We start from the raw sequence: 22,942 nt of genomic DNA on the forward strand, positions 1-22,942 counted from the left end.
TTGCTTCAATAACGTCGAGTTATTAGGCATTATGTTCCTGTTCTGCAGATGCAATAAATATCAATTTTTTTCACTCCAACATCAAGCAGTAATTGGCATAATTGTCGGACTGAACTTCCTGTGGTAACTACGTCGTCAATAATTGCGATATGTGTTTGATTAGGTAACCAATTGAGGGTGAATGCGTGGGTCAAGTTTTTCATCCTTTGTTGCTTATCTAACCCCTGTTGGCTAGGGGTAGATTTAACCCTTTTAAAGAGCGTTTGATCGAAGGTACTCTTTCCTTGTAAATGAGCCATTAGGTAGTGCCCGAGAATATCACTCTGGTTGTAACCTCGATGCACGAAACGTCGCCAATGAAGTGGCATACTCACGATGAGCGGAGCAGGATTATCTATCCTTTGTGACAATAAATAGGTCAGATCGTAGGCGTATTGCAATTGGCCTGAATACTTTAAGTTGTGGATATAGTTAGATAATGGCGCTTTATAATCACCGACACAAAAAAGCCTGTCCCAGAGTGGTGGCTCGGATAAACAAGCACCACATTTGGCAACAGATAATAGTGTCTCTAATCCACATTGACAGCATCTAGGTTTGGCTAAGAAGAATAATAAACAACTCTGGCACCAAATGAGATCACCAGATTTTCTACCCTTACTAAGGCCACATAAATGGCAAATTGGGTTAGAATATTGGGTAATAATACGACGGATTTCTTTTTTCCACATTAGAATCTCAGTAGTTGGTATTTAGGGGCATCACTGGATTTGAGTTCAGATTAAATAATAAAGAATACGCGAAGAGATAATTCATGATTGAAGTAGCACAGAAGATGACAACTCCCCCACCTTTGTTTTGGCATAGAGAAGGAAATGGTAAAGACTTGGTCTTAATCCATGGATGGGGAATGAATGGCGCGGTTTGGCAACAAACGGTTGAGCGACTTTCCGCACACTTTACGGTTCATGTGGTCGATTTGCCGGGCTATGGCCACAGTTCAGAACGACATGCAGATGATATCGATAGCGCAGCTAAGATGGTTCTGGAACATGCACCGGAGCAAGCTATTTGGGTGGGTTGGTCATTAGGAGGGTTAATCGCTACCCATATCGCGTTAAACACCCCAAATCGAGTATCGAAACTCGTCACTGTTGCCAGCTCACCTAAATTCGCTGCGGAGAAGCGTTGGAGAGGTATTAAACCCGCCGTATTGTCTACCTTTACTGAACAGTTAGTAGAAGATTTTCATCCAACTATTGAACGGTTTATGGCGTTGCAAGCGATGGGAAGCCCAACCGCAAGACAGGATGTAAAATTACTAAAAAAGGCCGTGTTGTCACGCCCTCTTCCTACTCCAGAGTCCTTGTTGGTTGGCTTAAATATGCTAGGAAATGTAGATTTACGTGGACAGTTGAATCAGATCAGTATGCCATTTTTGCGTTTTTATGGCCGACTTGATGGTTTAGTACCGATAAAAGTCGCGAATGACTTACAAGAATTACTATCAAATTCAGACCATTACATATTTAACCAATCCTCTCATGCTCCATTTATGACTGAGCTCGATGAGTTTTGCACACAATTAATACAATTTAGTGGTAAATAATTGAACAGTTTGGCCGATAAGATATGTAACCAATTACAAATAGCGTCTTATCTACCTAGGAGAAAGTGTTACCTAGGAAGATAGGTAACTAATATTCGCTATGAAGCAATGGGTTGTATTAGAAGGAGGTTTGTTATGATTGTGTCGCCGACCAATGTGAACGTGCCACTAATCGCTCCTTCGGTCAATGTTCAAACTGAACAAGCGGCGAGAGATAACAAAGTTCGTGAACCTGTTACGCCGCCAGTAGAACTGGCAAAATCCAATGCAGAAAGGCGCATTAAGGCAGAAGATAAGCGCCGGAAACGACCTGCTTGGGACGCGTCGGACCATCCGGATTATGAACTGGACAGTGAGACAAACACTAAGTCAGCGAAGAGTGAAGAACCCAAAGATACCTTAAGCCGGTTGTTTGAACTGCTTGCACTTCAGACCTATTCGGAGAAACAGGGGTTGGGTTACACGATTCGCTTTCGTTTGCCTAAAAAAATCATTGATGCAGCGATTACTTCGGGAAAAATGGAGCGGAGACGTACTGTGATTAAATATCACTACGGTCATGCTGTAGCACCAAACTGCCCTTCTGAGGTTATTGCGGTGCTTTGACAACTCTGAATAGAGTTATAGATTCTAGAATGTTCTAGGATCTATAACTTATTTTTCCCTTGTTAACCTGTCATCACCGCCCTGCTTTCTTGAACGCATCAGCAAACGCACTGTTTCCCATTGGCTGCTTTTGAGAACCTTGGCTTTTGGGTTTGTTCTTACGTTCTGGCGGCGTATTTCGATTCGTCTGTGGTTTATTTGTTTGGCCAGGTTCGTCGGTTAGACGCATAGTCAACGCAATTCGCTTGCGCTGAACGTCAACCTCAATCACTTTGACCTTAACAATATCACCAGCTTTAACGATTTCGCGAGGGTCAGAGACATAACGGTCAGTCAAAGCAGAGATATGGACTAAGCCATCTTGATGAACGCCAATATCGACAAATGCACCAAAGTTTGCCACGTTAGAGACCACCCCTTCAAGAATCATTCCCGGCTCAAGATCTGAGATAGCATTAATTCCGTCGGCGAAAGTTGCGGTTTTAAATTCTGGTCTAGGGTCTCGACCCGGCTTATCAAGCTCCTTGATAATATCGGTCACCGTAGGAACCCCAAAGGTACTGTCGGTATAATCTATCGCATTGAGAGAACGCAAAAATAGTGTGTCACCAATAAGGGCCTTTATTGGTTTGTTATTTTTCTCTGCGACGGCTTTAACCAAAGGATAGGCTTCAGGGTGAACAGAAGACGCATCTAATGGATTTTTACCATCCATGATACGAAGGAAACCAGCACACTGTTCAAAGGCTTTAGGCCCCAAACGAGCAACTTTTTTTAAGGTTGCTCGAGTTTCAAAGCGACCATTTTCATCTCGATATTTGACAATGTTTTCTGCAATAGTGTTAGAAAGTCCGGCAACACGAGTAAGAAGTGCTGTTGATGCCGTATTAACGTCAACGCCAACAGCGTTGACACAATCTTCTACTACGGCATTTAATCGTTTTGCCAATGCATTTTGACCTACGTCATGTTGGTATTGGCCAACGCCGATAGATTTAGGATCGATCTTAACTAACTCAGCCAGAGGATCTTGCAAGCGTCTGGCGATAGAAACGGCACCACGTAAAGAGACATCCATGTTAGGGAACTCGTTAGCGGCGAGCTCGGATGCAGAATAAACCGATGCGCCTGCCTCACTCACAATAATATTTTGTGTACTTAAATTGGCCTTTTTTAATGTATTTACGACAAAGTCGTCAGTTTCACGGGAAGCGGTGCCATTTCCAATCGCAATCAGGTCGACGTTATGTTTTCTGATCAGCTTTTCAATTACATGGGCTGACTTATCGATCTGTTTGTGAGGCTGGTTAGGGTAAATAGTGTCGGTATCAAGCACTTTACCTGTGGCATCTACGACAGCAATTTTAGAACCAGTTCGAAGCCCAGGGTCTAAACCAAGTGTTGCTTTAGGGCCCGCAGGGGCTGCCATCAATAGGTCTTTTAGATTAGAAGCAAACACGTCTATTGCATCCACCTCGCTGCGTTCCTTCATCGCGCCCATCAATTCAGTTTCCATATGGGTCGAAATTTTGATTCGCCACGCCCAGCTTATTACCTGAGTGCGCCATTTATTTGCTGGCGTGTCACTGAGATGAAGTCCGTAATGGTTGGTGATGATATCTTCGCAATATGAGCGGCGAATGCTTTCGTCTTGGTTTGGATCAGCGTTCATAGATAGCTGCAAAAAACCTTCATTTCGGCCACGAAGCATCGCTAATGCACGGTGAGACGGTGCTTTACTTAGCTTTTCATTATGTTCGAAATAATCTTTGAACTTCTGTCCCTCTTGTTCTTTTCCGCTAATAACTCGAGACACGATCTCAGCTTGAGTAGTGAGGTATTGTCTAAGTTTACTTATCAAATCGGCATTTTCAGCAATCTGCTCCATGATAATAAAACGAGCGCCATCCAGTGCCGCTTTAGTGTCATTAATTCCTTTTTCAGCGTTTATATAATGTAGGGCTTCTAATTCAGGATCGCCTTGTGCTTCTTTCCATAGCTTCAATGCCAATGGTTCTAGCCCTGCCTCGATAGCAATCTGTCCCTTGGTTCTTCTTTTGGGTTTATAGGGAAGGTAAAGATCTTCAAGTCGAGTTTTGCTCTCTGCTTGATTAATATCGTGCTCTAATTTAGGCGTTAGTTTTTCTTGATCATTGATGGATTTAAGAATCGTCACTCGACGTTCATTCAGCTCTCGAAGATAACTCAAGCGCGAATCAAGGGTTCTCAGTTGGGTATCGTCCAAGCCACCCGTTACCTCTTTACGATATCGGGCAATGAAAGGGATGGTACTTCCTTCATCGATAAGACGAATCGTTGCAGCAACCTGCTCGGTTCGAACGTTAAGCTCTTTCGCAATCTGCTGGCTTAAGTGTTGTGAGTCTCTTTGTTGCTGAGAAGGAGTTTGGCTCATCCGTAGATCTCTTTAATCAATTTTTTGCATTGTTTCATAAATGGGGGCAAAACGGAGAATTACTAGGTTGTCGTTGGTTATCGCAATCTTTAATTTTCTTTTGCGTAACTTTGACATGAATTGCTGTTGTTATTGGTTACATTGACTAGAATAAATAAAAGGAATATCTGCATGTTACGGATTATAAGAATGAAAAAAATGCCCATCTCGTTATTAATAATAATGTTATTTAGCGCTAGCGCTATCGCCAGCGAAAACAGTTACACAACACAGAATCCAGCCTATGAGTTAGATGGTTTATCCGTATTTGGTCGTATAGAAAATGTGTATCTGACGAGCACAGACAAATACAAACATATCCCATTCGATGGGAAGATAGATACCGGAGCGGATACTACGTCCATTCACGCCGATAATATTCATATTTTGAGTAGTAACCCTAAATATAAAAACCTTTCGGATACTGAATTGCTTAAGCATATCGTGGATGAATATGGTGGTTCCCAAAGTAATTGGTGGTTAGATGAGTTTGATACCCCAGAAAGAGACCTAAAGCTTAACGTGAAGTTCAATGTGACGAACCCCTACACTGGTGACGTTTTAGAGTTTGAAAGGCGCTTAGCGAGAGTGAGTGTAGTTCGAAGTCGTACCAGTAAAGAACCTCTTTATCGCCCTGTTATAGAGCTTAAAATGAAGATAGGTGACGTTGAAATTGAAACAGAAGCAAGCCTGACAGATAGAGGTAATTTTAGTACCCCAATTTTGATTGGTAAGACATTTCTAAAACAGAATGCTTGGGTATTTGCAGGTTATGATTATTTACAAGAGCAGCCGAAAGCAACCCTTATTGGTCGTGAAGAGACAATGATGGTGAATGGTCTTTCGATGAATGTCAGCATTTCAATGGAAAGTAAATCGTCCGTTTTACATGCTACGAATATCAAGGTAGACAAAAAGGCAAAGAAAGTCAGCTTTGATACCAATGACAAAGAGGGAAATAGTAAGTCATTCACTCTCCCTCTGATAGGCATGATTAAATTTGGTGATATTGAGCGTCCAGAGGTCTATATCCCAGTAAAAGGTGAAAAGCACTTTGATACTAATCTGCATGTTTATTTAAAAGATCGCTCCAACAGTTCTAGCCAATTGAGACTAGGTAAAGAAGCGCTGAGTAAAAACTTTGTCATTAGTGCCAGTGAAAAGAATCTTTTGGATAAGCCTAAAGAGAAATTTACTCAGCGAGTTAAAGATAAGAACCCACTTGTGGTCTCGCCAGAAGAGTTAATTTTAGTCGATGGCATAGAGGTAAACGCAAAACCTGATCTTAGAGTGAAAACCCCAGTGCTCAAGGTAACCAGTTTTGAGATATCAAGCGCTGACAAAGGCGAACATGTCACCTATTTCTTAGAAGATGATGAAGGTGATAAGAAGAAATTTGTTAAATCTATTCTTCGAAAAATCAAAGTGGGTGACTCAATAAGACCCGTGATTGAGGTCAGACTTGAGGCTGACGGAAAATATACTGAATATGACATCGCGCTAGAAACCCTAGATAAAAATGAGGAACAGGTTTTTCTAATAGGGCAGAAAACAAAGAAAGGTGGTGTGATAATTAATACGCGGACGGATCTATTGCTAGAGTCTCACGACCTAGTCAAGGCGGGTTACATTGAAAACGCCACGGTCGAAGGGTTAAGTTTTCCGGTGAAGTTAGATACTGGCGCGGATGTCAGTTCAATGAATGCCAAAGAGATCAAATTATACCAAAAAGAAGGTAAAGACATGGTCGACTTTGTGTATGAGAACAAACAAGGCGACAAAAAATCGTTTACCCGACAGGTCGTGAGAATGATGACCGTTAAAGCGAAGGAAGGGGAAAAAGCCAATCACAGACCAGTAGTGAAGATGGATGTACAGATTGGTGATATACGTAAGAAGGTCAAAGTTAACCTACAAGACCGTTCTCGATTTGGCTACAGTATGATCCTTGGTGAAAACTTTCTGCGTCATGGTGTGGTCGTTACCAGTGATAGCAAGTTTCTGCTGGGTGGGTCTGAAAAAGATATAAAACAGTGATGTTAGAGAATCGATCCAAAAACCTAGGTGACGCGTTTCCTTGTGCGATGCGTGCTTGGCATCAACATGAACAGCCACTGCTGCAGTGGCTGTTTAAAAAGACCAACGACAGACAACTTGCTCAGGATATCCTGCAAGACGTTTTTATTAAAATCATGCATCAACAAGCGACGTTTTGTGAGGTAACCAATACGAAAGCATGGCTGTTTCGAGTGGCTAAAAACTTGTTTATTGATCATACAAGAAAGCGCACGTTTCAGCAGATAAGTGACGATATTGAACAGGAAGAAGAAGACTTAGCGCCCGTTGATCTCCTTGCCTTAAGTTGTCTTCCTCGAGTGATCTCTGAACTTGATAAAGCGGACCAAGCCATTATTGTGGCGTGTGATTTAGAAGGCGTCAGTCAACAAAAGTTTGCCATTGAACATGGGCTGACCCTTGCGGCGACGAAATCTCGAATTCGTCGTGCAAGAGACAAATTGAAACGACAAATAGAACTTTCTTGTCAAGTAAAGCTAGACGAAAATCAACAGGTTTGTTGTTTTACTCGTCGAGACTAAAAGAAATATCATTTTCTATGAATCCTTTTTAAAACCGCTTCGTCTTTAAGACAAAGAAGTTTTATTTTATAGGGTTCATATGTTTCAAATGTTCACTGATTTAGCATCATGGTTGGTGTTTGATCTGCTTAATCTATCTCCCAATTCTAAGCTTGGTGATGCACTGCATTTTTTTGTAGAAGATACCACTAAGATCTTCGCGCTTCTTATCATTATGATCTACCTAATTGCTATCATCCGAGCTTCATTGGATATCGAACGTGTTCGAGATTACTTGGCGGGAAAGCATCGTCTTACTGGTTACTTACTAGGCTCAATTTTTGGTGCAATCACCCCGTTTTGCTCATGTTCAAGCATTCCCGTATTCCTCGGATTTACCTCGGCGGGTATACCGCTTGGTATTACGATGGCATTTCTTATTACTTCACCGCTTATCAATGAAGTAGCCGTATTGCTACTGGTTAGTTTGTTAGGTTGGAAGTTTACGGTTTTGTATGTATTGATTGGTATTAGCGTTGGTATGTTAGGGGGTTTATTTTTAGATGTGATAAAAGCGGAACGTTGGTTGGTTTCTTTTGCTGCTGATGCTTTAAAGCAAGGGTCAATCAATCAAAAAGAGAGCACTACTCGCACTCAAGAGGCTAAAAAATTATCCCTACAAGAGCGCCATCAGTTTGCCAAAGATGAAACCAGTGAGATCTTTGGACGGGTTTGGAAGTGGGTATTTATTGGTGTTGGTTTAGGTGCCGCTTTACACGGTTTTGTTCCCGAGGGGTGGATTGAAGCCTATTTAGGCGATAGGCAATGGTGGTCTGTACCAGCGGCTGTTCTCCTAGGGATACCTCTCTATTCTAATGCGACGGGTGTCATTCCGGTTATGGAGAGTTTGATCATGAACGGGCTGCCAATTGGTACGACGTTGGCTTTTTGTATGAGTACTGTTGCCGCGAGTTTTCCTGAATTCATTCTTTTAAAGCAGGTGATGAAGTGGCCGTTACTTATGGTGCTATTCGCCGTCTTATTAGTCGCGTTTACGCTCGTTGGTTGGATTTTCAATGCCATACCGCTGCTCTAAAAATCATTTTTATTCAAGGAGAAAGTAATGAAAGTAGTCAAAATATTAGGTTCTGGTTGTAAAAATTGTCAGGTAACGGCATCGGTCATCGAAGAAGTGGCTAGATCAAATAATATAGAGATAGAGCTGATAAAGGTTCAAGATCTTAAAGACATTATGGCTTATGGCGTAATGAAAACACCTGCTGTGGTTATAGATGAAACGGTGGTACACAAAGGCAGTGTACCGAAGGTAGAGCAAGTGGCGGCCTGGTTTACTCATTAAAACGTAAATAGAAGGTAACGTAACTTCGTTGTTTTCAACGTTCCGTCACTCTCAAGAGCGTGTGATTTACTCTGGCAAGATCCCGGACTGGTCGGACACATAAGTAACCGATAAGAGGGGGTAAATGGGTAACAGGTGTTAGCGTCTCTGCATCTCTGCCCACCAAGCCGCATCGGCGACAATCTGGCCCTCTTCGTCTAGGGGAGGGTATTCGAGTTTCTTACGTTTAGCGACTTTAGCAAGAACAGGATGGCCACGCTCAAATAGCGTTCTGTGTATGACCTCTTTCGCTAATGCTGAGGTTTCTCTGTCATACATTCCTGCACGTTGGCGTTGTCTTTGTGCTTCGAAAAGAATGAGCGCACTGGCAACCGAAACGTTGAGAGACTGAACCATACCGACCATTGGAATGATAATGTCTTGATCGGCAAACTCTAATGCCTTACTAGAGATACCGTACTTTTCGCCGCCAAGAATGATTGCGGTTGGTTTGGTGTAATCGATTTCTCTGAAATCGACAGCTTTGTCGGAAAGGTTAGTTGCTAAGATCTGCATATTCTGGGTTTTTAGTTCGCTAACGGCACTTTCGATAGTTTCGTGAGTCTCGACTTCGACCCAGTTGCGCGCACCAGCAGAGGTGTGGCTTAAGGTTCGCATATTTTTGTTGGGCCAAACAGCATGTACTTTATGGACACCAGCCGCATCGGCGGTACGAATAATTGCAGAGACGTTGTTTGGTTTGTGAACCTCTTCAAGGCAAAGGGTTAAGTCGGTTTGGCGAGCTTTAAGGACAGTTTGGATGCGGTTATAGCGGTCTAGGTTCATGATAATTCAACGATGACTGGTTGGGTTGTAGAATCTTGAGCCTTGAGCACCTATTTTCTTCATTTTAGGTTCAAGACTCAGGATAGTATGGCTACGTTCTTTTACGTCTAACTTTCAATGCATGTGGTATAACGCGGATTTTCTTCATTATTTCCGCTAAATGAACGCGGTTTTTTGTAGTGATCGCTAAAGTGACTGTGTATAAACGACCATCTTTTTCTTCCGTTGTAATGCCGTGAATATTAGAGCCAGTACGCGAAACAACGTTGGTGAGTTCTGCAAGCGCACCTTGTTTGTTATGCATATCAATTTGCAACTCAGAAATGAACTCGTGTTCGTGTTCATCAGACCATTCAACAGACATGTATTTATCCGGTTCTTTTTGATAACCACGTATATTAGGACAAGATTCAAGGTGTACGACTAACCCACGTCCTGGTGAAACATGAGCAATGATATGGTCGCCGGGTATTGGATGACAGCACTTGGCATAGGTAAGCAGAATGCCATCAGCACCTTTAATAGATAGTTTCTTGCTTGATGTTGACGTTACTGAACTGGTTTCAGTCAGTGCATCAGCATCGCCCAACAAACGGCGAGCAATAACAATACTCATGAGCTCACCCAAACCGATAGCCGCAAGTAAATCGTCCATGGACTTGACCTTAAGGTCAGATAAAACATGTTCAATGTTTGTTGGGTAAACGCTCTCTATAGTGTGTCGGCCTAAAGCATGGTTTAGCAGTCTGCGACCCAATGCCACCGATTCTTCACGACGCATGGTTTTCAGCACTTGGCGTATCTTGGTTCTTGCTCTGGAGGTAACCACATAGTTGAGCCATGCAGCATTAGGGCGAGCCCCAGGAGCACTAATAATTTCGATTGCTTGACCGTTCTTAAGTGATTTACTCAGAGGATAAGGTTGACGGTCAACTCGAGCACCTACGCAGGTATTACCTACATCAGTGTGGACGGCATAGGCGAAATCGACGGCAGTCGCGCCAGCAGGTAATTCAACAATACGGCCTTTAGGTGTGAAAACGAAAATCTCGTCAGGAAAAAGGTCGGACTTAACGTTTTCAATAAACTCAAAGGAGTTCCCTGCGCTTTGTTGAAGCTCAAGTAAGCTCTGCATCCAACGCTGCGCTTTAACCTGAGCGGTAGTGCCTTTGCGTTCGCCACCTGCTTTATATGACCAATGTGCAGCAACACCTTTGTCCGCCATTTGATCCATGTCATCGGTACGAATCTGTACTTCTACAGGTACGCCGTGTGGGCCAACCATTGAAGTGTGCAGCGACTGATAGCCATTGGCTTTTGGGACGGCAATATAATCTTTCATTCGAGCTGGGCGAGGTTTATAAAGGTTATGCACCTGACCTAATACTCGATAACATGTATCGGGGCTATCTACGATGACTCGAAAAGCATAGATGTCCATAATGGTATGGAATTTTTGCTCTTTGGTTTTCATTTTGTTGTAGATCGAAAAGAGATTTTTTTCTCGTCCTAACACACTGGCTTTTAAGCCTACTTCCTCTAAACGACCTTCGATTTCTGAGTGAATACGTTGAATCATCTCTTTTCGGTTACCACGCGCGGTCTTCACTACTTCCTTAAGGACTTTGTAGCGATTTGGATAGAGCGCTTCAAAACCAAGTTCTTCTAACTCAGTTTTAATATTGTGGATGCCTAATCGATGGGCAAGGGGAGAGTATATTTCGAGTGTTTCTTTTGCTATTCGACGACGTTTGTCTGGACGAAGTGCACCAAGGGTACGCATGTTGTGTGTGCGGTCAGCAAGCTTGATAAGGATGACGCGAATGTCTTGCACCATAGCAAGAACCATCTTACGAAAGTTCTCTGCTTGTGCTTCTTTTCGATCTCTAAATTTAAGTTTATCTAACTTAGATACCCCATCAACGAGTTCAGCAACCGTATCACCAAACTGATTAGCAAGTTCTTCCTTAGAGACTTCCGTATCTTCTATCACGTCGTGTAAAAGTGCAGCCATTAAGGTTTCATGATCCAAACGCATTTCTGCGAGGATACGAGCTACAGCAACAGGGTGAATGATATAAGGTTCCCCGCTTGAGCGGGTTTGCCCTTCATGGGCGTCTTTTGCTACCACATAGGATTGACGCAGAGCCTCTAGGTGAGGCTCTGTTAGGTATTCTTGGGCAACATCTTTTAGGCTATCGAATAGATACAAATTAAAGGCCCGAAAGGTTACTTAAAATTATTCACTAGAATTAACGAGTGTGAGTAATGCTACTTACAGCCGCAAGTTCAGCCGCTTCTTGTTCTTGTTGCTCTTGACGTTCACGTGCATCAAGAACGTCCTTAGTGATCAAGCCTTCTTCGATTTCACGAAGTGCGATAACAGTAGGCTTATCATTCTCTTCAGGCACTAGTGAATCTTTGCCGCCAGTTTGCATCTGACGAGCGCGGCGAGCCGAGATTAGTACTAGGTCGAAGCGGTTGCCAACTTTTTCAACTGCATCTTGAACGGTTACGCGTGCCATGTGGACTCCAATAGGTTAACTAAATATTCTGAATGACGAGAAAGTATACAGTCTAAAGGCTTACTCTGCCAATAGTGCTGTGAGCATACCATTATATTTCGCCGCTTGTTTGTCTTGTTTTAAGCGCTCCGCACGAATAATCGCCTTAAAGTCCATCAATGACGCATCGAAATCGTCATTAACAATAAGATAATCGTATTCGTCAAAATGTGACATTTCGGATTTAGCTTCACTCATGCGCTTTGCTATGACTGCTTCATTATCTTGTCCTCTTGCATTGAGACGACGTTCTAATTCACCGTTGGACGGTGGAATAATAAAAACGCTCTTAGCAAGTGGCATCTGTTTACGGATCTGTCGAGCACCTTGCCAATCAATATCGAGGAAAACGTCGATACCTTTGTTCAAGTTATCTTCAATCCATACACGAGAAGTTCCATAGTAATTACCGAAAACTTCAGCATGTTCGAGAAATTCGTTTTTCTCGATTAGCGCTTCAAAGCTCTCTTTTGGAATAAAATGGTAGTGCAAACCATCTTCTTCACCAGAGCGCATGTCACGCGTTGTGTGAGATACAGAGACTTTCATTGCGTAAGTCGGGTTTGTTTCCAGCAGCGCTGAAATTAAGCTAGATTTACCTGCACCGCTAGGAGCGGATACTATATAAAGAGTCCCTTGAGCCATCTTTTTTACCCCACACTAATTTGATGTTTTTCGCCGATTCGTGAACCATCGAACGGCGAGCCAAAACAAGATAATAACGACTTCTAATTGGATAAACCAGAGGTCGGAAAAATGGAGGCGAAGAGTAGCACAGGTTATCACCTATTCTCAACGTGGTTGTGGGAACTTTATCTCTATAAAAGATAGTGTACACAGAGAAAAAAAGAGCCCTCTATTGACGAGGGCTTTTTTTTGTAAGATAAATCGTAATTACTCTATATTCTGGATCTGTTCTCTCATCTGCTCAATCAATACTTTCAGCTCAACACCTGAAGCGGTGATATCTGTACTGATTGATTTAGAAGCCAGAGTATTTGCTTCACGATTGAATTCTTGCATCATAAAGTCGAGCTTTCTGCCACATGCCCCGCCTTTTTTCAGAATATTATTTGTTTCTTTAACGTGAGAATCTAAACGATCTATCTCTTCGGCTACGTCTACTTTTTGAGCAAGCATAATGAGTTCCTGCTCTACACGAGTCGCGTCAAGTTCGATTTTAGCTTCTTCAAATTTCTTGATTAATCTTTCACGTTGCCACTCAATAATTTCAGGCATACGATCACGAACTTTGATGGCTTCATCCGTAATCGCGTCAAGGCGAGTGGTAATCAAATCTTTCATGTTTGTGCCTTCACGGCCGCGAGCTTCAATGAATTCACTTACACCTTCATCAAACGCCGCTAATAAATCTTTTTTGATCGTATCCATGTCTTGTTCTGGTGTTTCCATCACGCCAGGCCATTGCATAACTTGAAATGGATTGATTCGATTACTTTCACCAATAAGATTAGATACTTGGTTTGCCGCATTAATGACTTGTTTAGCCAGTGTTTCATTGATTGATAACTCACCCTTCGCATCAGGGTTAGCTTCAAAGCGCAAATGGCACTCTACTTTGCCTCTAGCAAGACGTTTACGAAAGCGCTCGCGCAAAATAGGCTCTAAACCACGAAATTGTTCTGGTAAGCGAAAGTAAGTTTCTAAATAGCGTTGGTTCACGCTACGAATTTCCCATACTGCGCTACCCCAATCGCCTTTCACTTCTTTGCGAGAGTATGCCGTCATGCTGTAGATCATGGATATTTCCTTGATAGTCGAAATACGTGTTTTTTTGAATGTAAGTAATAAGTAAAAGATGGTAGCACAAGTTGGGGCGAAGCCTCCATAGCGCACCTAGGAACCATTCATGTTTTCCGCTATAATTCCCGCCCAATTGAAATCCATTACATAATAGGTAAATACCCATGCGTCCAAACGACAGAAGCGCGGTACAAGTTCGTCCAATTAAAATGACTCGTAACTATACAGCGTATGCTGAAGGTTCTGTGTTAGTAGAGTTTGGAAACACCAAAGTGTTATGTAATGCAACGGTTGAAGAGAATGTACCTCGTTGGCTAAAAGGGAAAGGAAAAGGTTGGGTAACGGCGGAATACGGCATGTTACCAAGAGCAACACACACTCGTAACCGCCGTGAAGCCGCAAGTGGAAAGCAGGGTGGGCGTACGATGGAAATTCAACGCCTTATCGCTCGTAGTTTGCGTGCCGTTGTTGATCTTGAAGCGATGGGTGAGTTCATGGTTACTGTTGACTGTGATGTGATTCAAGCTGACGGCGGAACAAGAACCGCCTCTATTTCTGGTGCTAGTGTCGCAATGGCGGATGCGTTCCAACATTTGGTTGCAGAAGGTAAGCTTAAGCAAAACCCTATGAAGGGTCATGTTGCTGCTGTATCGGTTGGAATCGTTAATGGTGAAGCGTTGTGTGATCTAGAATATGTTGAAGATTCTGCGGCAGATACCGATATGAATGTCGTTATGACAGAAGAAGGTAAGATGATCGAAATCCAAGGTACTGCAGAAGGCGAACCTTTCTCGCATGACGAATTAATGGATTTACTGGCGCTCGCTAAACAGGGTATTGCCGATATTATTGAGGTGCAGAAAGCGGCGCTAGTCGATTAGTCTCGCAATGTTGTTCTAATCCTGTCGTCCTTACGGAACACAACGTTATCCCCACGAAAGTGGGGATCTAATTCCACCAAGTTTCCTGTTTTTACGAGTGTGACGAGGTGTTAGGTTCATTGTTCAGAGAAGTATAAATCCAACAAGCTTATTGGTGGATGGCTAATTTAATCACCTTAAGTGTTGAGGGGAAAACGAAATGAAAGCATATCAGCGTGAATTTATAGAATTCGCATTAGAAAAAGAGGTTCTTAAGTTCGGTGAGTTTACTTTAAAGTCCGGGCGTATTAGCCCTTATTTTTTTAATGCTGGCTTGTTTAATACCGGAAGAGATCTCGCTCGACTAGGTCGATTCTATGCTGCTGCACTCATCGATTCTGGTATTTCATATGATGTTCTCTTTGGTCCTGCATATAAAGGCATTCCTATAGCAACAACGACGGCGGTTGCTTTAGCTGATCACCATGACGTGGATGCACCTTATTGCTTTAATCGCAAAGAAGCGAAAAATCATGGTGAAGGTGGCAACCTTGTCGGCAGCGCGCTAGAAGGGCGTATCATGCTTGTGGACGATGTTATTACTGCTGGTACCGCTATCCGCGAATCTATGGAGATAATCCAAGCCAATGGCGCAGACTTAGCTGGTGTTCTTGTTGCTATTGATAGACAAGAGAAAGGAAAAGGCGAGCTTTCTGCGATTCAAGAAGTAGAACGCGATTTCCAGTGTCAGATTGTCTCTATTGTTAGCCTTACGGATCTTATCTCTTATCTCGAAGAGAAAGGTGGTAGCGTTGATCAATTAGAGAAAGTGAAAGCCTATCGAGCTGAGTTTGGGGTTTAAAAAGAAACCTTGAATCATGACCACTTCGCTTCTTAAAGCGAAGTGGTCATATTATTTGTATCTTATTCCGCGCGGAATGGATTCGTCTTCCATTGTTTTGAAACGTTTATGTAGCCACATCCATTGTTCTGGTGCTTTTAAAATAATATTTTCGATATGTTTATTCATAAATGCAGCCGCTGCTTTTTCATCGCGTTGTGGGTAATCGAGATGGAACGATGAGTCAACTTGAATATCATATTTTAGATTCCGATTTCTAAACCCAGATACTGTGACAATGGCGCAATGGCTTGTGTAGGCCAAAATACTGGTACCTGTTGTGGTACAGGCATCCTCAACGGCAAAAAATGGAACAAACACGGATTTTTTTCGGCCGTAGTCATGATCTGGTAGGTAAAGAATACGATCTCCGCTTTTGAGTGCGCGAATCATCCCTTTGACATCTTTCCTGTCTATCAGTCGGTTGCCATTGTGGGCTCGACCTCGATACTGAATGAAATTATAGACAGGGTTATTATGTGGGCGGTAAACGCCAAAACCACCAATGCCCAATACAGCAAGTGCTCGGCCGGTTATCTCTAAATTAAGTGCGTGAGCGCAACAAAAGAGTATGCCTTTTTTTTCATTTTCGAATTTCGTTATCTCAGAAAAATCTCCGGCGTTTAACAACCTTTTAAAGCGCCAAGTCGGCCAAAACCAAGTAATCGCGGTTTCTATTAATGCAAGTCCGGTATTTTTAAAGTTTTCTTCTACAAAGTCTTGGTTCTCTTGCGCGGTTCTTTCCGGAAAGGCGAGTTCTAGATTACGTCTAGCAACCTTTACTCTGCTCTTACCTATTTTCATACTCACTTGACCAAGCTTTCTACCGACAAGATAAAGCAACTTATAAGGCAATATATTGACGAACAGTGCTAGAAAACCAAAGCCCAACCAAACCAACCAGTATTTGGGGTGGAGAAGAGATAAGGTAAACTTAGGTTTAATGCTTCTACTCATTATGGGCTCGCTTTGAGGCGTTATACATATTATTGAATTTGAGCACTCAGTAGAGCCCAATATTCTTCGAAATTTTCAGTGGGTTGATATTTGAAATCAGAACGAACAAATCGATTGAGACTGCCCTCTACTTGGCCGAGAAGTTGTGCCGCCAAAATAGATTCATCAACAGGAAATGATTTACCTTCACGTAACTGACGTTCGCGTAAAATTTGTCTGAGTTGCATTTCGATTCTTTCAAAGAGCTGATTAATTCGACCGCGTAATCGCTCGTTTTCAAACATCAACGCGTGACCAGACATAATCCTTGTTAGCCCTGGGTTTTTCTCTGCAAAAGCCAGTATCAGTTGAAGAACCAATCGGATCCGCTGCAACGTGTCTTTTTCTTCATCGAGTATGCGGTTGATTCGGGACATAAGCGAGTCTTCGATAAACTCTATTAAGCCTTCAAACATACGAGCCTTGCTCGGAAAGTGGCGATAAAGTGCTGCTTCAGAGACACCAACTTGTTTGGCTAATTTGGCGGTAGTGATTCTAGATGCGCCATCGGTAGTCTCTAGCATATGAGCTAAGGCCTGAAGGATTTCTTCACGGCGATTGGATTTTCTGGTTCCGGTCATGGTTCCGATTCCTTTACGTATCTCTACTTGCGTATTGAGTATTTATTCTCTTTTACAACAAATAGAGTGACTACAAACTGACGGTTCTGTAATGTCATTTTTTGAAATGCTTTTACAGCAGTAGTCTTAAGTTGAATAGACTTGTTGAAGCACCATTATCAATGAAGTTGGTGCTTACTATAGATTCTTTGCTGATTATTGCTTACTTGTGTGTCCAAATCTACCCCTGACTTGCATAGGTATATCAATTTAAGACACAAGGTTAAGTTTTATTTACTCTATTCCATAAGCGCATTTATTTTTTGCATTATTTGTAAGGCAAGTGCCTCTTTAGAGTCAAGTGGCAATGATTGTTCGCTTTGTTGCCCTTCCTCTTGATGCCAGTAGAGCGTTAGCGCATTGTCGTTTGAGTTAAACCCTTGCCCTTCAATTGATACATCGTTGGCGCAGATAAGGTCTAGATTCTTCTTCGTTAATTTTCCTCTGGCATACTTTTCGACATCTTGAGTTTCAGCCGCAAAGCCAACGGTGAAGGGTCTGTTTTTTTCGAGGTTCGCCACACTGGCAACGATATCTGGATTCTTAATCATGGTGAGAGACATTTCGTCAGAATCCTCTCTCTTTTTGATTTTTTGATCGGATACGGATCCGGGACGATAGTCAGCGACGGCAGCACAGGCAATAAATATATGGTTATCGCTTACATTGTCCATCACTTCTGCATGCATGTTTTTTGCACTTTCTACATCAATTCTACGTACATTCTTGGGTGTGTTGAGTGCGACAGGCCCACTGATAAGGGTTACGTTGGCACCTAGCTTCGAAGCGGCCTGAGCGAGTGCGTATCCCATCTTTCCAGAGCTATGATTAGAAATGAATCTAACCGGGTCTATCGCTTCACGGGTAGGACCTGCAGTGATCAGTACGGATTTTCCGTCCAGAATTTTATCCAGTTTAAAGGCTGACTGGAAAAAACTTTCGCACCTTTCGACCAACTGCATCGGTTCTAACATTCTGCCATATCCAACATCACCGCACGCTTGTTCACCCGCTGCTGGGCCCCAAATGTGAAAGCCGCGTTTTGTTAGCGTGGCGATATTTTCTTGAGTTGCGATATTTGTATACATCTGTTGATTCATGGCTGGGGCGATGGCCACTGGGGCATTTGTCGCCAATATGACGGTTGAAAGTAGGTCATTTCCCATACCGGCAGTTATTCGAGCGATAAGGTCGGCCGTAGCCGGAGCCAACAATACAATATCGGCCCACTTCCCTAACTCAATGTGCCCCATAGAGGCCTCTGCCGCAGGATCTAATAGGCTGTCTGAAACTGGATTGCCAGATACGGCTTGCATGGTTAAAGGCGTAATAAACTCTTTAGCAGCTTTAGTCATTACGACGTGTACCTGCGCGCCTCTTTCAGTTAAGCGTCTGGTTAGCTCAGCACATTTGTATGCGGCAATACCACCACTGATACCTAAAAGGATTTTTTTCCCGGTTAAAGATTGCATGTTGATTCTCCATTTTATGAGCAAACCATATCACAAAATTATGAAAAATCACCTGTATAGAGATGAAACAGAAAGTTGGTGTAAATATAGGCGACAACGTTTTTAATTTTCATCATCACGACTATTTTAAGTATTAGCTTCACCCGTTTAAGTCGCATAGTCATCGCTAAGCTTTTTAATCTTGCTTCTTATTTGTTACATATCCTTTTTTATTAAGGATATGTCATGACTATCAAAAAGCTCCCACTTGAATCTCAACCACGAGAAAAACTTCTGTTGCGTGGGGCTCAGGCTTTATCAGACGCTGAACTGTTGGCGATATTTTTAAGAACTGGCATAAAAGGGATGAATGTTGTTGTGCTTTCTGATTTTCTTATCTCTGAATTTGGTTCGCTTAGAAAGCTATTCAGTTGTAGCAAAGAGGAATTTTGTCGGCATAAAGGGTTAGGTGAGGCGAAATATGCGCAACTACAAGCGGTACTGGAGATGACCAACAGGTATCTTGCGGAAACAATCAGCAAAGGTGACATACTCACTGCACCGAGCAATACAAGGATGTATCTGTCTAGTCGCTTAAGGCACAGAGACAGGGAAGCGTTTTTGATCCTTTATCTAGATAGCCAACACCACGTCATTATGGATGAAATCTTGTTTGAAGGTACTATTAATGCGGCGAGTGTTTATCCTAGAGAGGTGGTTAAGAGAGCGCTTTATCACAATGCAGCCTCTATTATTGTCGCTCATAATCATCCGTCAGGAATTGCTGAACCCAGTTCTTCAGATAAAAGAATTACGGACCGTATTATCGATGCGCTTGCCTTAGTCGACATTAGATTGTTGGATCATTTCATCGTTGGTGATGGAGACGTGATGTCTTTCGCAGAGAGAGGTTTATTGTAGCTTATACATCAATACGTATTGCCCTTGAACTGGCCATGTTTGTTGCTTATACAGGCCGATCTGTTGGCGATGACATGCGCCGTTGTATCGGCCTCTCTTTTTTCATCCTCGTCTCTATTCCGTCATTCCTGCATTCATTCGTCATTTCCGTGTGGGTGGTCAGCGACCTTGTCGCATTAGCTTCCGTCTTTCGAGTAATGCTGTTCGGTTAAGGTTATTTAAACTTATCATCCCGACGAAAATTGATCTACTTCCACGAAAACTAACGTCATCCCCACTCTCCGTCATCCTCACGAAAGTGGGGATCTGATTTCACCAAGATTCCCGTTTTCACGGGAATGACGAAGTATTTAGCACTAACCGAACAGCGTTATTTCTTCGAGGGAACGACGACAGGGGCGAGAGAATGACGGGTTTTGTCGGGATGACGAGTTTCGATAACGTTAACCCGACAGCATTGGCATCATATAACGTGTTATTAGCTACCAGACTTGATCGCTTCAATGATTTCTGTCGTCGAACAACCAATTTCAAAATTAAGTACGCGAACCTCACCACCGGCGGCAATAACCTCTGTTCCTCCAGCAATCTCTTCTGGTTTGTAATCGCCACCTTTAACAAGCAATGACGGTAGTACCTTAGAGATCAATCGTTGTGGTGTTTCTTCACTAAACGGAACGACCCAATCAACCGCACCTAAACCAGCCAGTACGGCCATGCGACGGTTGGTTGGATTGACGGGTCGACCTGGCCCTTTCAGTTCTCTTACTGACTCATCAGTATTGACCGCAACAATGAGTCGTTCACCCAATTTTGCCGCTTGATTCAGGTAAGAAACGTGACCGGCATGAAGAATATCAAAACAACCATTGGTCATGACAACCGTTTCACCTTTTGATTTTGCTTTCTTCACGGCTTCAACGAGGGCTTCTTCACCTATGACGCCAAAGTCGGAGTCTTGGCTACCATGAATGGCTTCTGCAAGTTCAATTTCAGATACCGTCGAAGTACCTAGCTTACCGACGACAATACCGGCAGCAGCATTGGCTAACGCACAGGCTTGATCCAACGGTTTTCCCGCCGCGACGGAAGCGGCCAATACGGAAATAACCGTATCGCCAGCGCCTGTTACGTCATACACTTCCTGAGCCTGAGTGGGAAGATTAAATGCAGCCATGCCTTTTCGTAATAAAGTCATGCCATGTTCGCCACGAGTTACGAGTAGAGCCTCTAAGTCAAACTCTTCAATTAGTCCTAACCCTTTTGCTACGAGCTCTTCTTCTGATTCGATTTTGCCGACTTTCAATTCAAACTCAGCCATATTAGGCGTTAAGAGAGTGGCACCGCGATAGCGTTCAAAATCAACATCTTTAGGGTCAATAAACACCGGTACGTTAGCCGCACGCGCTTTTTGAATCATCAGTTGAGCGTGTTCTAAGGCGCCTTTCGCATAATCTGACAAAATGACGGCATTTATTGTAGGAAGTACAGCGTCCATGCGAGATAAGATTAATTCAGGATCGACATGTTTAAATTTTTCTTCAAAATCTAAACGAATCAACTGTTGCCCACGACTAATGACGCGCAGTTTGGTAATGGTTGGGTATTCGGGCAATTTTACAAAGTCGCAGTCAATCTTTAAGCCATTTAACGTGTCGTGTAAAACTCTTGCTGGCTCATCATCACCGGTTAAGCCGATGATATGGACATGACCGCGTAGAGAAGCAATATTCATTGCAACGTTCGCAGCGCCACCGGGCCGTTCTTCATTATTCTCTACTTTGACAACGGGTACTGGCGCTTCTGGTGAAATACGTCCAGTTGGACCATTCCAATAACGGTCAAGCATTACATCACCAATAACTAAAACATTCGATTGGCTATATTCAGGCAAAATAGGTTTCATACACGTTTCCAAATATTAATACTGGGATGGAGTTTAGCATAAGCCTAAACCACGCTAAACTTTTGAGCGGTAATACTTATCTTTTACTCGTCCCTTAGTTTTTCACTTATCTGTGCTCGATTCAATGTCATCGATAACTCAGATTGTTAATAGTTTTTTGAATCAGTTTGCGTCAGTTGCAGTGACGATATTTAGCTTATTTCTCTAAAATCAAAAAAACACTTATCTTTTTTAAATTTTCTGCTATGATTCGCGCACTATTTTTTGAACACAAATCAGCTCTGCTCAAAAAAAGATCACGAAATCCTGCAAAAGGATCTATTCAGGTCTTGAGCAATGTACGTCAAGTTAGTATAATGCGCGACCTTTGATAGCCTTGTATGGATTTCCATAGCGGTTTTTAACCTCAATTCTTTACTTATATAGTAGATGTAGAGAGGTTCGGCCACCAAGGTTGATATCGAGCTGAAACGATTTTGGAGAGACTTAAATGTCCCGAGTATGCCAAGTAACTGGTAAGCGTCCAGTAGCGGGTAATAACCGTTCACACGCACGAAATGCTACTAAGCGTCGTTTTCTGCCGAACCTACAAACTCATCGTTTCTGGGTAGAGAGCGAAAAACGCTTTGTTAAACTACGTCTAACTGCTAAAGGTATGCGTATTATTGATAAGAAAGGCATTGATGCTGTTCTTGTTGATGTACGAGCTTCTGGCGAAAAAGTTTAAGAGGAATTGAACGATGGCTAAAGGCATTCGTGAGAAAATTAAGCTAGTTTCTTCAGCTGGTACAGGACACTTCTATACCACTGATAAGAACAAACGTAACATGCCGGGCAAATTTGAGATCAAGAAATTTGATCCAGTTGTTCGTAAGCACGTTATGTACAAAGAAGCAAAAATCAAGTAATTGATTGACAGTTTCAATAAAAACCCAGCTCTTGTAGCTGGGTTTTTTGTTTTCTGGTGTAAAGAAATAGAAAACGCAAAATGAAGCCACCGTCATTCCCGTGAAAACGGGAATCTTCTACATGTTACCCATGTGCCCGGTCAGATCTGTTACCCATGTTGGTGATCAGTGCCAAACCAACGTCATCCCCATGAAAATGGGGGATCTAATACCCTCAAGATTCCCGTTTTCACGGGAATGACGAAAGAATGGGAATGAGTGAAGGACTGTGAAATGGCGAAAGGACGGGAATGAGTGAGTTAGCCTCATATCCAAGGCTGAAAACGCAAAATGAAGCCACCGTCATTCCCGTGAAAACGGGAATCTTCTACATGTTACCCATGTGCCCGGTCAGATCTGTTACCCATGTTGGTGATCAGTGCCAAACCAACGTCATCCCCATGAAAATGGGGATCTAATACCCTCAAGATTCCCGTTTTCACGGGAATGACGAAAGAATGGGAATGAGTGAAGGACTGTGAAATGGCGAAAGGACGGGAATGAGTGAGTTAGCCTCATATCCAAGGCTGAAAACGCAAAATGAAGCCACCGTCATTCCCGTGAAAACGGGAATCTTCTACATG

Annotated in this window: 22 protein-coding genes; 11 read left to right on the plus strand and 11 right to left on the minus strand. The window is 42.8% G+C overall.

The annotated features are described in order from the left end of the window. Window positions 1-29: 29 nt before the first annotated feature. Complete coding sequence (locus tag AACW90_RS17620; protein ID WP_390237020.1) at window positions 30-731, minus strand: ComF family protein; 702 nt, start codon at window positions 729-731, stop codon at window positions 30-32. A gap of 83 nt (window positions 732-814) precedes the next feature. Between AACW90_RS17620 and bioH the strand changes: the two genes are divergently transcribed. Both bioH and AACW90_RS17630 read left to right on the plus strand, forming a co-directional pair. Next, window positions 815-1,609, plus strand: a complete 795-nt coding sequence (gene bioH, locus AACW90_RS17625; RefSeq protein ID WP_390237022.1) for a pimeloyl-ACP methyl ester esterase BioH — start codon at window positions 815-817, stop codon at window positions 1,607-1,609. A gap of 135 nt (window positions 1,610-1,744) precedes the next feature. Beyond that, complete coding sequence (locus tag AACW90_RS17630; protein ID WP_390237024.1) at window positions 1,745-2,215, plus strand: ATP-dependent Lon protease; 471 nt, start codon at window positions 1,745-1,747, stop codon at window positions 2,213-2,215. Window positions 2,216-2,288: 73 nt separating this feature from the next. On the opposite strand, the gene AACW90_RS17635 is transcribed toward AACW90_RS17630, so the two are convergent. After that, complete coding sequence (locus AACW90_RS17635; RefSeq protein WP_390237026.1) at window positions 2,289-4,628, minus strand: Tex family protein; 2,340 nt, start codon at window positions 4,626-4,628, stop codon at window positions 2,289-2,291. A 189-nt stretch (window positions 4,629-4,817) separates the two neighbouring features. On the opposite strand from AACW90_RS17635, the gene AACW90_RS17640 reads away from it, so the two are divergent. The 4 genes from AACW90_RS17640 (at window position 4,818) to AACW90_RS17655 (ending at window position 8,603) form a co-directional block, all read left to right on the plus strand. Further along, window positions 4,818-6,704 carry a putative ATP-dependent zinc protease gene (locus tag AACW90_RS17640; RefSeq protein ID WP_390237028.1) on the plus strand — a complete coding sequence of 629 codons (1,887 nt, stop codon included), beginning with the start codon at window positions 4,818-4,820 and terminating at the stop codon, window positions 6,702-6,704. Then, complete coding sequence (locus AACW90_RS17645) at window positions 6,704-7,264, plus strand: sigma-70 family RNA polymerase sigma factor (RefSeq protein WP_390237030.1); 561 nt, start codon at window positions 6,704-6,706, stop codon at window positions 7,262-7,264. The genes AACW90_RS17640 and AACW90_RS17645 overlap by 1 nt, the downstream gene beginning before the upstream one ends. 79 nt (window positions 7,265-7,343) lie before the next feature. Next, window positions 7,344-8,339 carry a permease gene (locus AACW90_RS17650; protein WP_390237033.1) on the plus strand — a complete coding sequence of 332 codons (996 nt, stop codon included), beginning with the start codon at window positions 7,344-7,346 and terminating at the stop codon, window positions 8,337-8,339. Window positions 8,340-8,366: 27 nt separating this feature from the next. Continuing rightward, window positions 8,367-8,603 (plus strand): thioredoxin family protein, encoded by a 237-nt coding sequence (locus AACW90_RS17655; RefSeq protein ID WP_390237035.1) that lies wholly within the window; start codon window positions 8,367-8,369, stop codon window positions 8,601-8,603. Between the two features lie 138 nt (window positions 8,604-8,741). On the opposite strand, the gene trmH is transcribed toward AACW90_RS17655, so the two are convergent. From trmH to AACW90_RS17680, 5 genes are all read right to left on the minus strand, one after another. After that, entirely contained in the window at window positions 8,742-9,428 is a 687-nt protein-coding gene (gene trmH, locus AACW90_RS17660; RefSeq protein ID WP_390237037.1) for a tRNA (guanosine(18)-2'-O)-methyltransferase TrmH, read from the minus strand. Window positions 9,429-9,519: 91 nt separating this feature from the next. Then, on the minus strand, window positions 9,520-11,640 hold the full coding sequence (spoT, locus tag AACW90_RS17665) for a bifunctional GTP diphosphokinase/guanosine-3',5'-bis pyrophosphate 3'-pyrophosphohydrolase (protein WP_390237039.1): 2,121 nt from the start codon (window positions 11,638-11,640) through the stop codon (window positions 9,520-9,522). A gap of 40 nt (window positions 11,641-11,680) precedes the next feature. Beyond that, entirely contained in the window at window positions 11,681-11,953 is a 273-nt protein-coding gene (rpoZ, locus tag AACW90_RS17670) for a DNA-directed RNA polymerase subunit omega (protein WP_102563458.1), read from the minus strand. Between the two features lie 60 nt (window positions 11,954-12,013). Beyond that, entirely contained in the window at window positions 12,014-12,637 is a 624-nt protein-coding gene (gene gmk / locus AACW90_RS17675) for a guanylate kinase (RefSeq protein ID WP_390237041.1), read from the minus strand. Window positions 12,638-12,886: 249 nt separating this feature from the next. Then, window positions 12,887-13,753 (minus strand): YicC/YloC family endoribonuclease, encoded by an 867-nt coding sequence (locus tag AACW90_RS17680; RefSeq protein WP_390237043.1) that lies wholly within the window; start codon window positions 13,751-13,753, stop codon window positions 12,887-12,889. Window positions 13,754-13,920: 167 nt separating this feature from the next. Between AACW90_RS17680 and rph the strand changes: the two genes are divergently transcribed. Beyond that, window positions 13,921-14,637 carry a ribonuclease PH gene (gene rph / locus AACW90_RS17685; RefSeq protein ID WP_390237046.1) on the plus strand — a complete coding sequence of 239 codons (717 nt, stop codon included), beginning with the start codon at window positions 13,921-13,923 and terminating at the stop codon, window positions 14,635-14,637. 199 nt (window positions 14,638-14,836) lie between these two features. After that, window positions 14,837-15,478 (plus strand): orotate phosphoribosyltransferase, encoded by a 642-nt coding sequence (gene pyrE, locus AACW90_RS17690; RefSeq protein ID WP_390237048.1) that lies wholly within the window; start codon window positions 14,837-14,839, stop codon window positions 15,476-15,478. Window positions 15,479-15,529: 51 nt separating this feature from the next. Here pyrE and lpxL read toward each other — a convergent pair whose 3' ends face one another. The 3 genes from lpxL to coaBC form a co-directional block, all read right to left on the minus strand. Next, window positions 15,530-16,474, minus strand: a complete 945-nt coding sequence (gene lpxL, locus AACW90_RS17695) for an LpxL/LpxP family Kdo(2)-lipid IV(A) lauroyl/palmitoleoyl acyltransferase (RefSeq protein WP_390237050.1) — start codon at window positions 16,472-16,474, stop codon at window positions 15,530-15,532. Between the two features lie 29 nt (window positions 16,475-16,503). Continuing rightward, window positions 16,504-17,094 (minus strand): nucleoid occlusion factor SlmA, encoded by a 591-nt coding sequence (gene slmA / locus AACW90_RS17700; protein ID WP_195704885.1) that lies wholly within the window; start codon window positions 17,092-17,094, stop codon window positions 16,504-16,506. 278 nt (window positions 17,095-17,372) lie between these two features. Beyond that, the gene (gene coaBC / locus AACW90_RS17705) at window positions 17,373-18,605 is read right to left on the minus strand and encodes a bifunctional phosphopantothenoylcysteine decarboxylase/phosphopantothenate--cysteine ligase CoaBC (protein WP_390237053.1); all 1,233 of its coding nucleotides are present in this window, start codon (window positions 18,603-18,605) and stop codon (window positions 17,373-17,375) included. Between the two features lie 225 nt (window positions 18,606-18,830). Here coaBC and radC point away from each other — a divergent pair, with 225 nt between their 5' ends. After that, window positions 18,831-19,505 (plus strand): RadC family protein, encoded by a 675-nt coding sequence (radC, locus tag AACW90_RS17710; RefSeq protein WP_390237055.1) that lies wholly within the window; start codon window positions 18,831-18,833, stop codon window positions 19,503-19,505. A gap of 478 nt (window positions 19,506-19,983) precedes the next feature. Here the strand turns inward: radC and hldE are convergent, their stop codons facing one another. After that, complete coding sequence (gene hldE / locus AACW90_RS17715; protein ID WP_390237057.1) at window positions 19,984-21,411, minus strand: bifunctional D-glycero-beta-D-manno-heptose-7-phosphate kinase/D-glycero-beta-D-manno-heptose 1-phosphate adenylyltransferase HldE; 1,428 nt, start codon at window positions 21,409-21,411, stop codon at window positions 19,984-19,986. Window positions 21,412-21,901: 490 nt separating this feature from the next. Between hldE and rpmB the strand changes: the two genes are divergently transcribed. After that, a complete protein-coding gene (rpmB, locus tag AACW90_RS17720; protein WP_195704889.1) occupies window positions 21,902-22,138 on the plus strand; it encodes a 50S ribosomal protein L28 in 237 nt (78 codons plus the stop codon). Window positions 22,139-22,151: 13 nt separating this feature from the next. Continuing rightward, window positions 22,152-22,319: a 50S ribosomal protein L33 gene (rpmG, locus tag AACW90_RS17725; RefSeq protein WP_084884015.1), complete on the plus strand. Its 168-nt coding sequence runs from the start codon at window positions 22,152-22,154 to the stop codon at window positions 22,317-22,319. The last annotated feature ends 623 nt before the right edge of the window (window positions 22,320-22,942 follow it).

Source organism: Vibrio frigidus, assembly GCF_042465995.1.
Taxonomy (GTDB): Bacteria; Pseudomonadota; Gammaproteobacteria; order Enterobacterales; family Vibrionaceae; genus Vibrio.

What these genes read in the sequence shown, in the direction of transcription:
- pyrE (WP_390237048.1), top strand. Translation starts at nt 14,837, where the DNA reads ATGAAAGCATATCAGCGTGAATTTATAGAATTCGCATTAGAAAAAGAG.
- rph (WP_390237046.1), top strand. Translation starts at nt 13,921, where the DNA reads ATGCGTCCAAACGACAGAAGCGCGGTACAAGTTCGTCCAATTAAAATG.
- bioH (WP_390237022.1), top strand. Translation starts at nt 815, where the DNA reads ATGATTGAAGTAGCACAGAAGATGACAACTCCCCCACCTTTGTTTTGG.
- trmH (WP_390237037.1), bottom strand. Translation starts at nt 9,428, where the DNA reads ATGAACCTAGACCGCTATAACCGCATCCAAACTGTCCTTAAAGCTCGC.
- radC (WP_390237055.1), top strand. Translation starts at nt 18,831, where the DNA reads ATGACTATCAAAAAGCTCCCACTTGAATCTCAACCACGAGAAAAACTT.
- AACW90_RS17650 (WP_390237033.1), top strand. Translation starts at nt 7,344, where the DNA reads ATGTTTCAAATGTTCACTGATTTAGCATCATGGTTGGTGTTTGATCTG.
- coaBC (WP_390237053.1), bottom strand. Translation starts at nt 18,605, where the DNA reads ATGCAATCTTTAACCGGGAAAAAAATCCTTTTAGGTATCAGTGGTGGT.
- hldE (WP_390237057.1), bottom strand. Translation starts at nt 21,411, where the DNA reads ATGAAACCTATTTTGCCTGAATATAGCCAATCGAATGTTTTAGTTATT.
- rpoZ (WP_102563458.1), bottom strand. Translation starts at nt 11,953, where the DNA reads ATGGCACGCGTAACCGTTCAAGATGCAGTTGAAAAAGTTGGCAACCGC.
- AACW90_RS17630 (WP_390237024.1), top strand. Translation starts at nt 1,745, where the DNA reads ATGATTGTGTCGCCGACCAATGTGAACGTGCCACTAATCGCTCCTTCG.
- AACW90_RS17655 (WP_390237035.1), top strand. Translation starts at nt 8,367, where the DNA reads ATGAAAGTAGTCAAAATATTAGGTTCTGGTTGTAAAAATTGTCAGGTA.
- lpxL (WP_390237050.1), bottom strand. Translation starts at nt 16,474, where the DNA reads ATGAGTAGAAGCATTAAACCTAAGTTTACCTTATCTCTTCTCCACCCC.
- rpmB (WP_195704889.1), top strand. Translation starts at nt 21,902, where the DNA reads ATGTCCCGAGTATGCCAAGTAACTGGTAAGCGTCCAGTAGCGGGTAAT.
- AACW90_RS17645 (WP_390237030.1), top strand. Translation starts at nt 6,704, where the DNA reads ATGTTAGAGAATCGATCCAAAAACCTAGGTGACGCGTTTCCTTGTGCG.
- slmA (WP_195704885.1), bottom strand. Translation starts at nt 17,094, where the DNA reads ATGACCGGAACCAGAAAATCCAATCGCCGTGAAGAAATCCTTCAGGCC.
- AACW90_RS17640 (WP_390237028.1), top strand. Translation starts at nt 4,818, where the DNA reads ATGAAAAAAATGCCCATCTCGTTATTAATAATAATGTTATTTAGCGCT.
- AACW90_RS17680 (WP_390237043.1), bottom strand. Translation starts at nt 13,753, where the DNA reads ATGATCTACAGCATGACGGCATACTCTCGCAAAGAAGTGAAAGGCGAT.
- rpmG (WP_084884015.1), top strand. Translation starts at nt 22,152, where the DNA reads ATGGCTAAAGGCATTCGTGAGAAAATTAAGCTAGTTTCTTCAGCTGGT.
- AACW90_RS17635 (WP_390237026.1), bottom strand. Translation starts at nt 4,628, where the DNA reads ATGAGCCAAACTCCTTCTCAGCAACAAAGAGACTCACAACACTTAAGC.
- AACW90_RS17620 (WP_390237020.1), bottom strand. Translation starts at nt 731, where the DNA reads ATGTGGAAAAAAGAAATCCGTCGTATTATTACCCAATATTCTAACCCA.
- gmk (WP_390237041.1), bottom strand. Translation starts at nt 12,637, where the DNA reads ATGGCTCAAGGGACTCTTTATATAGTATCCGCTCCTAGCGGTGCAGGT.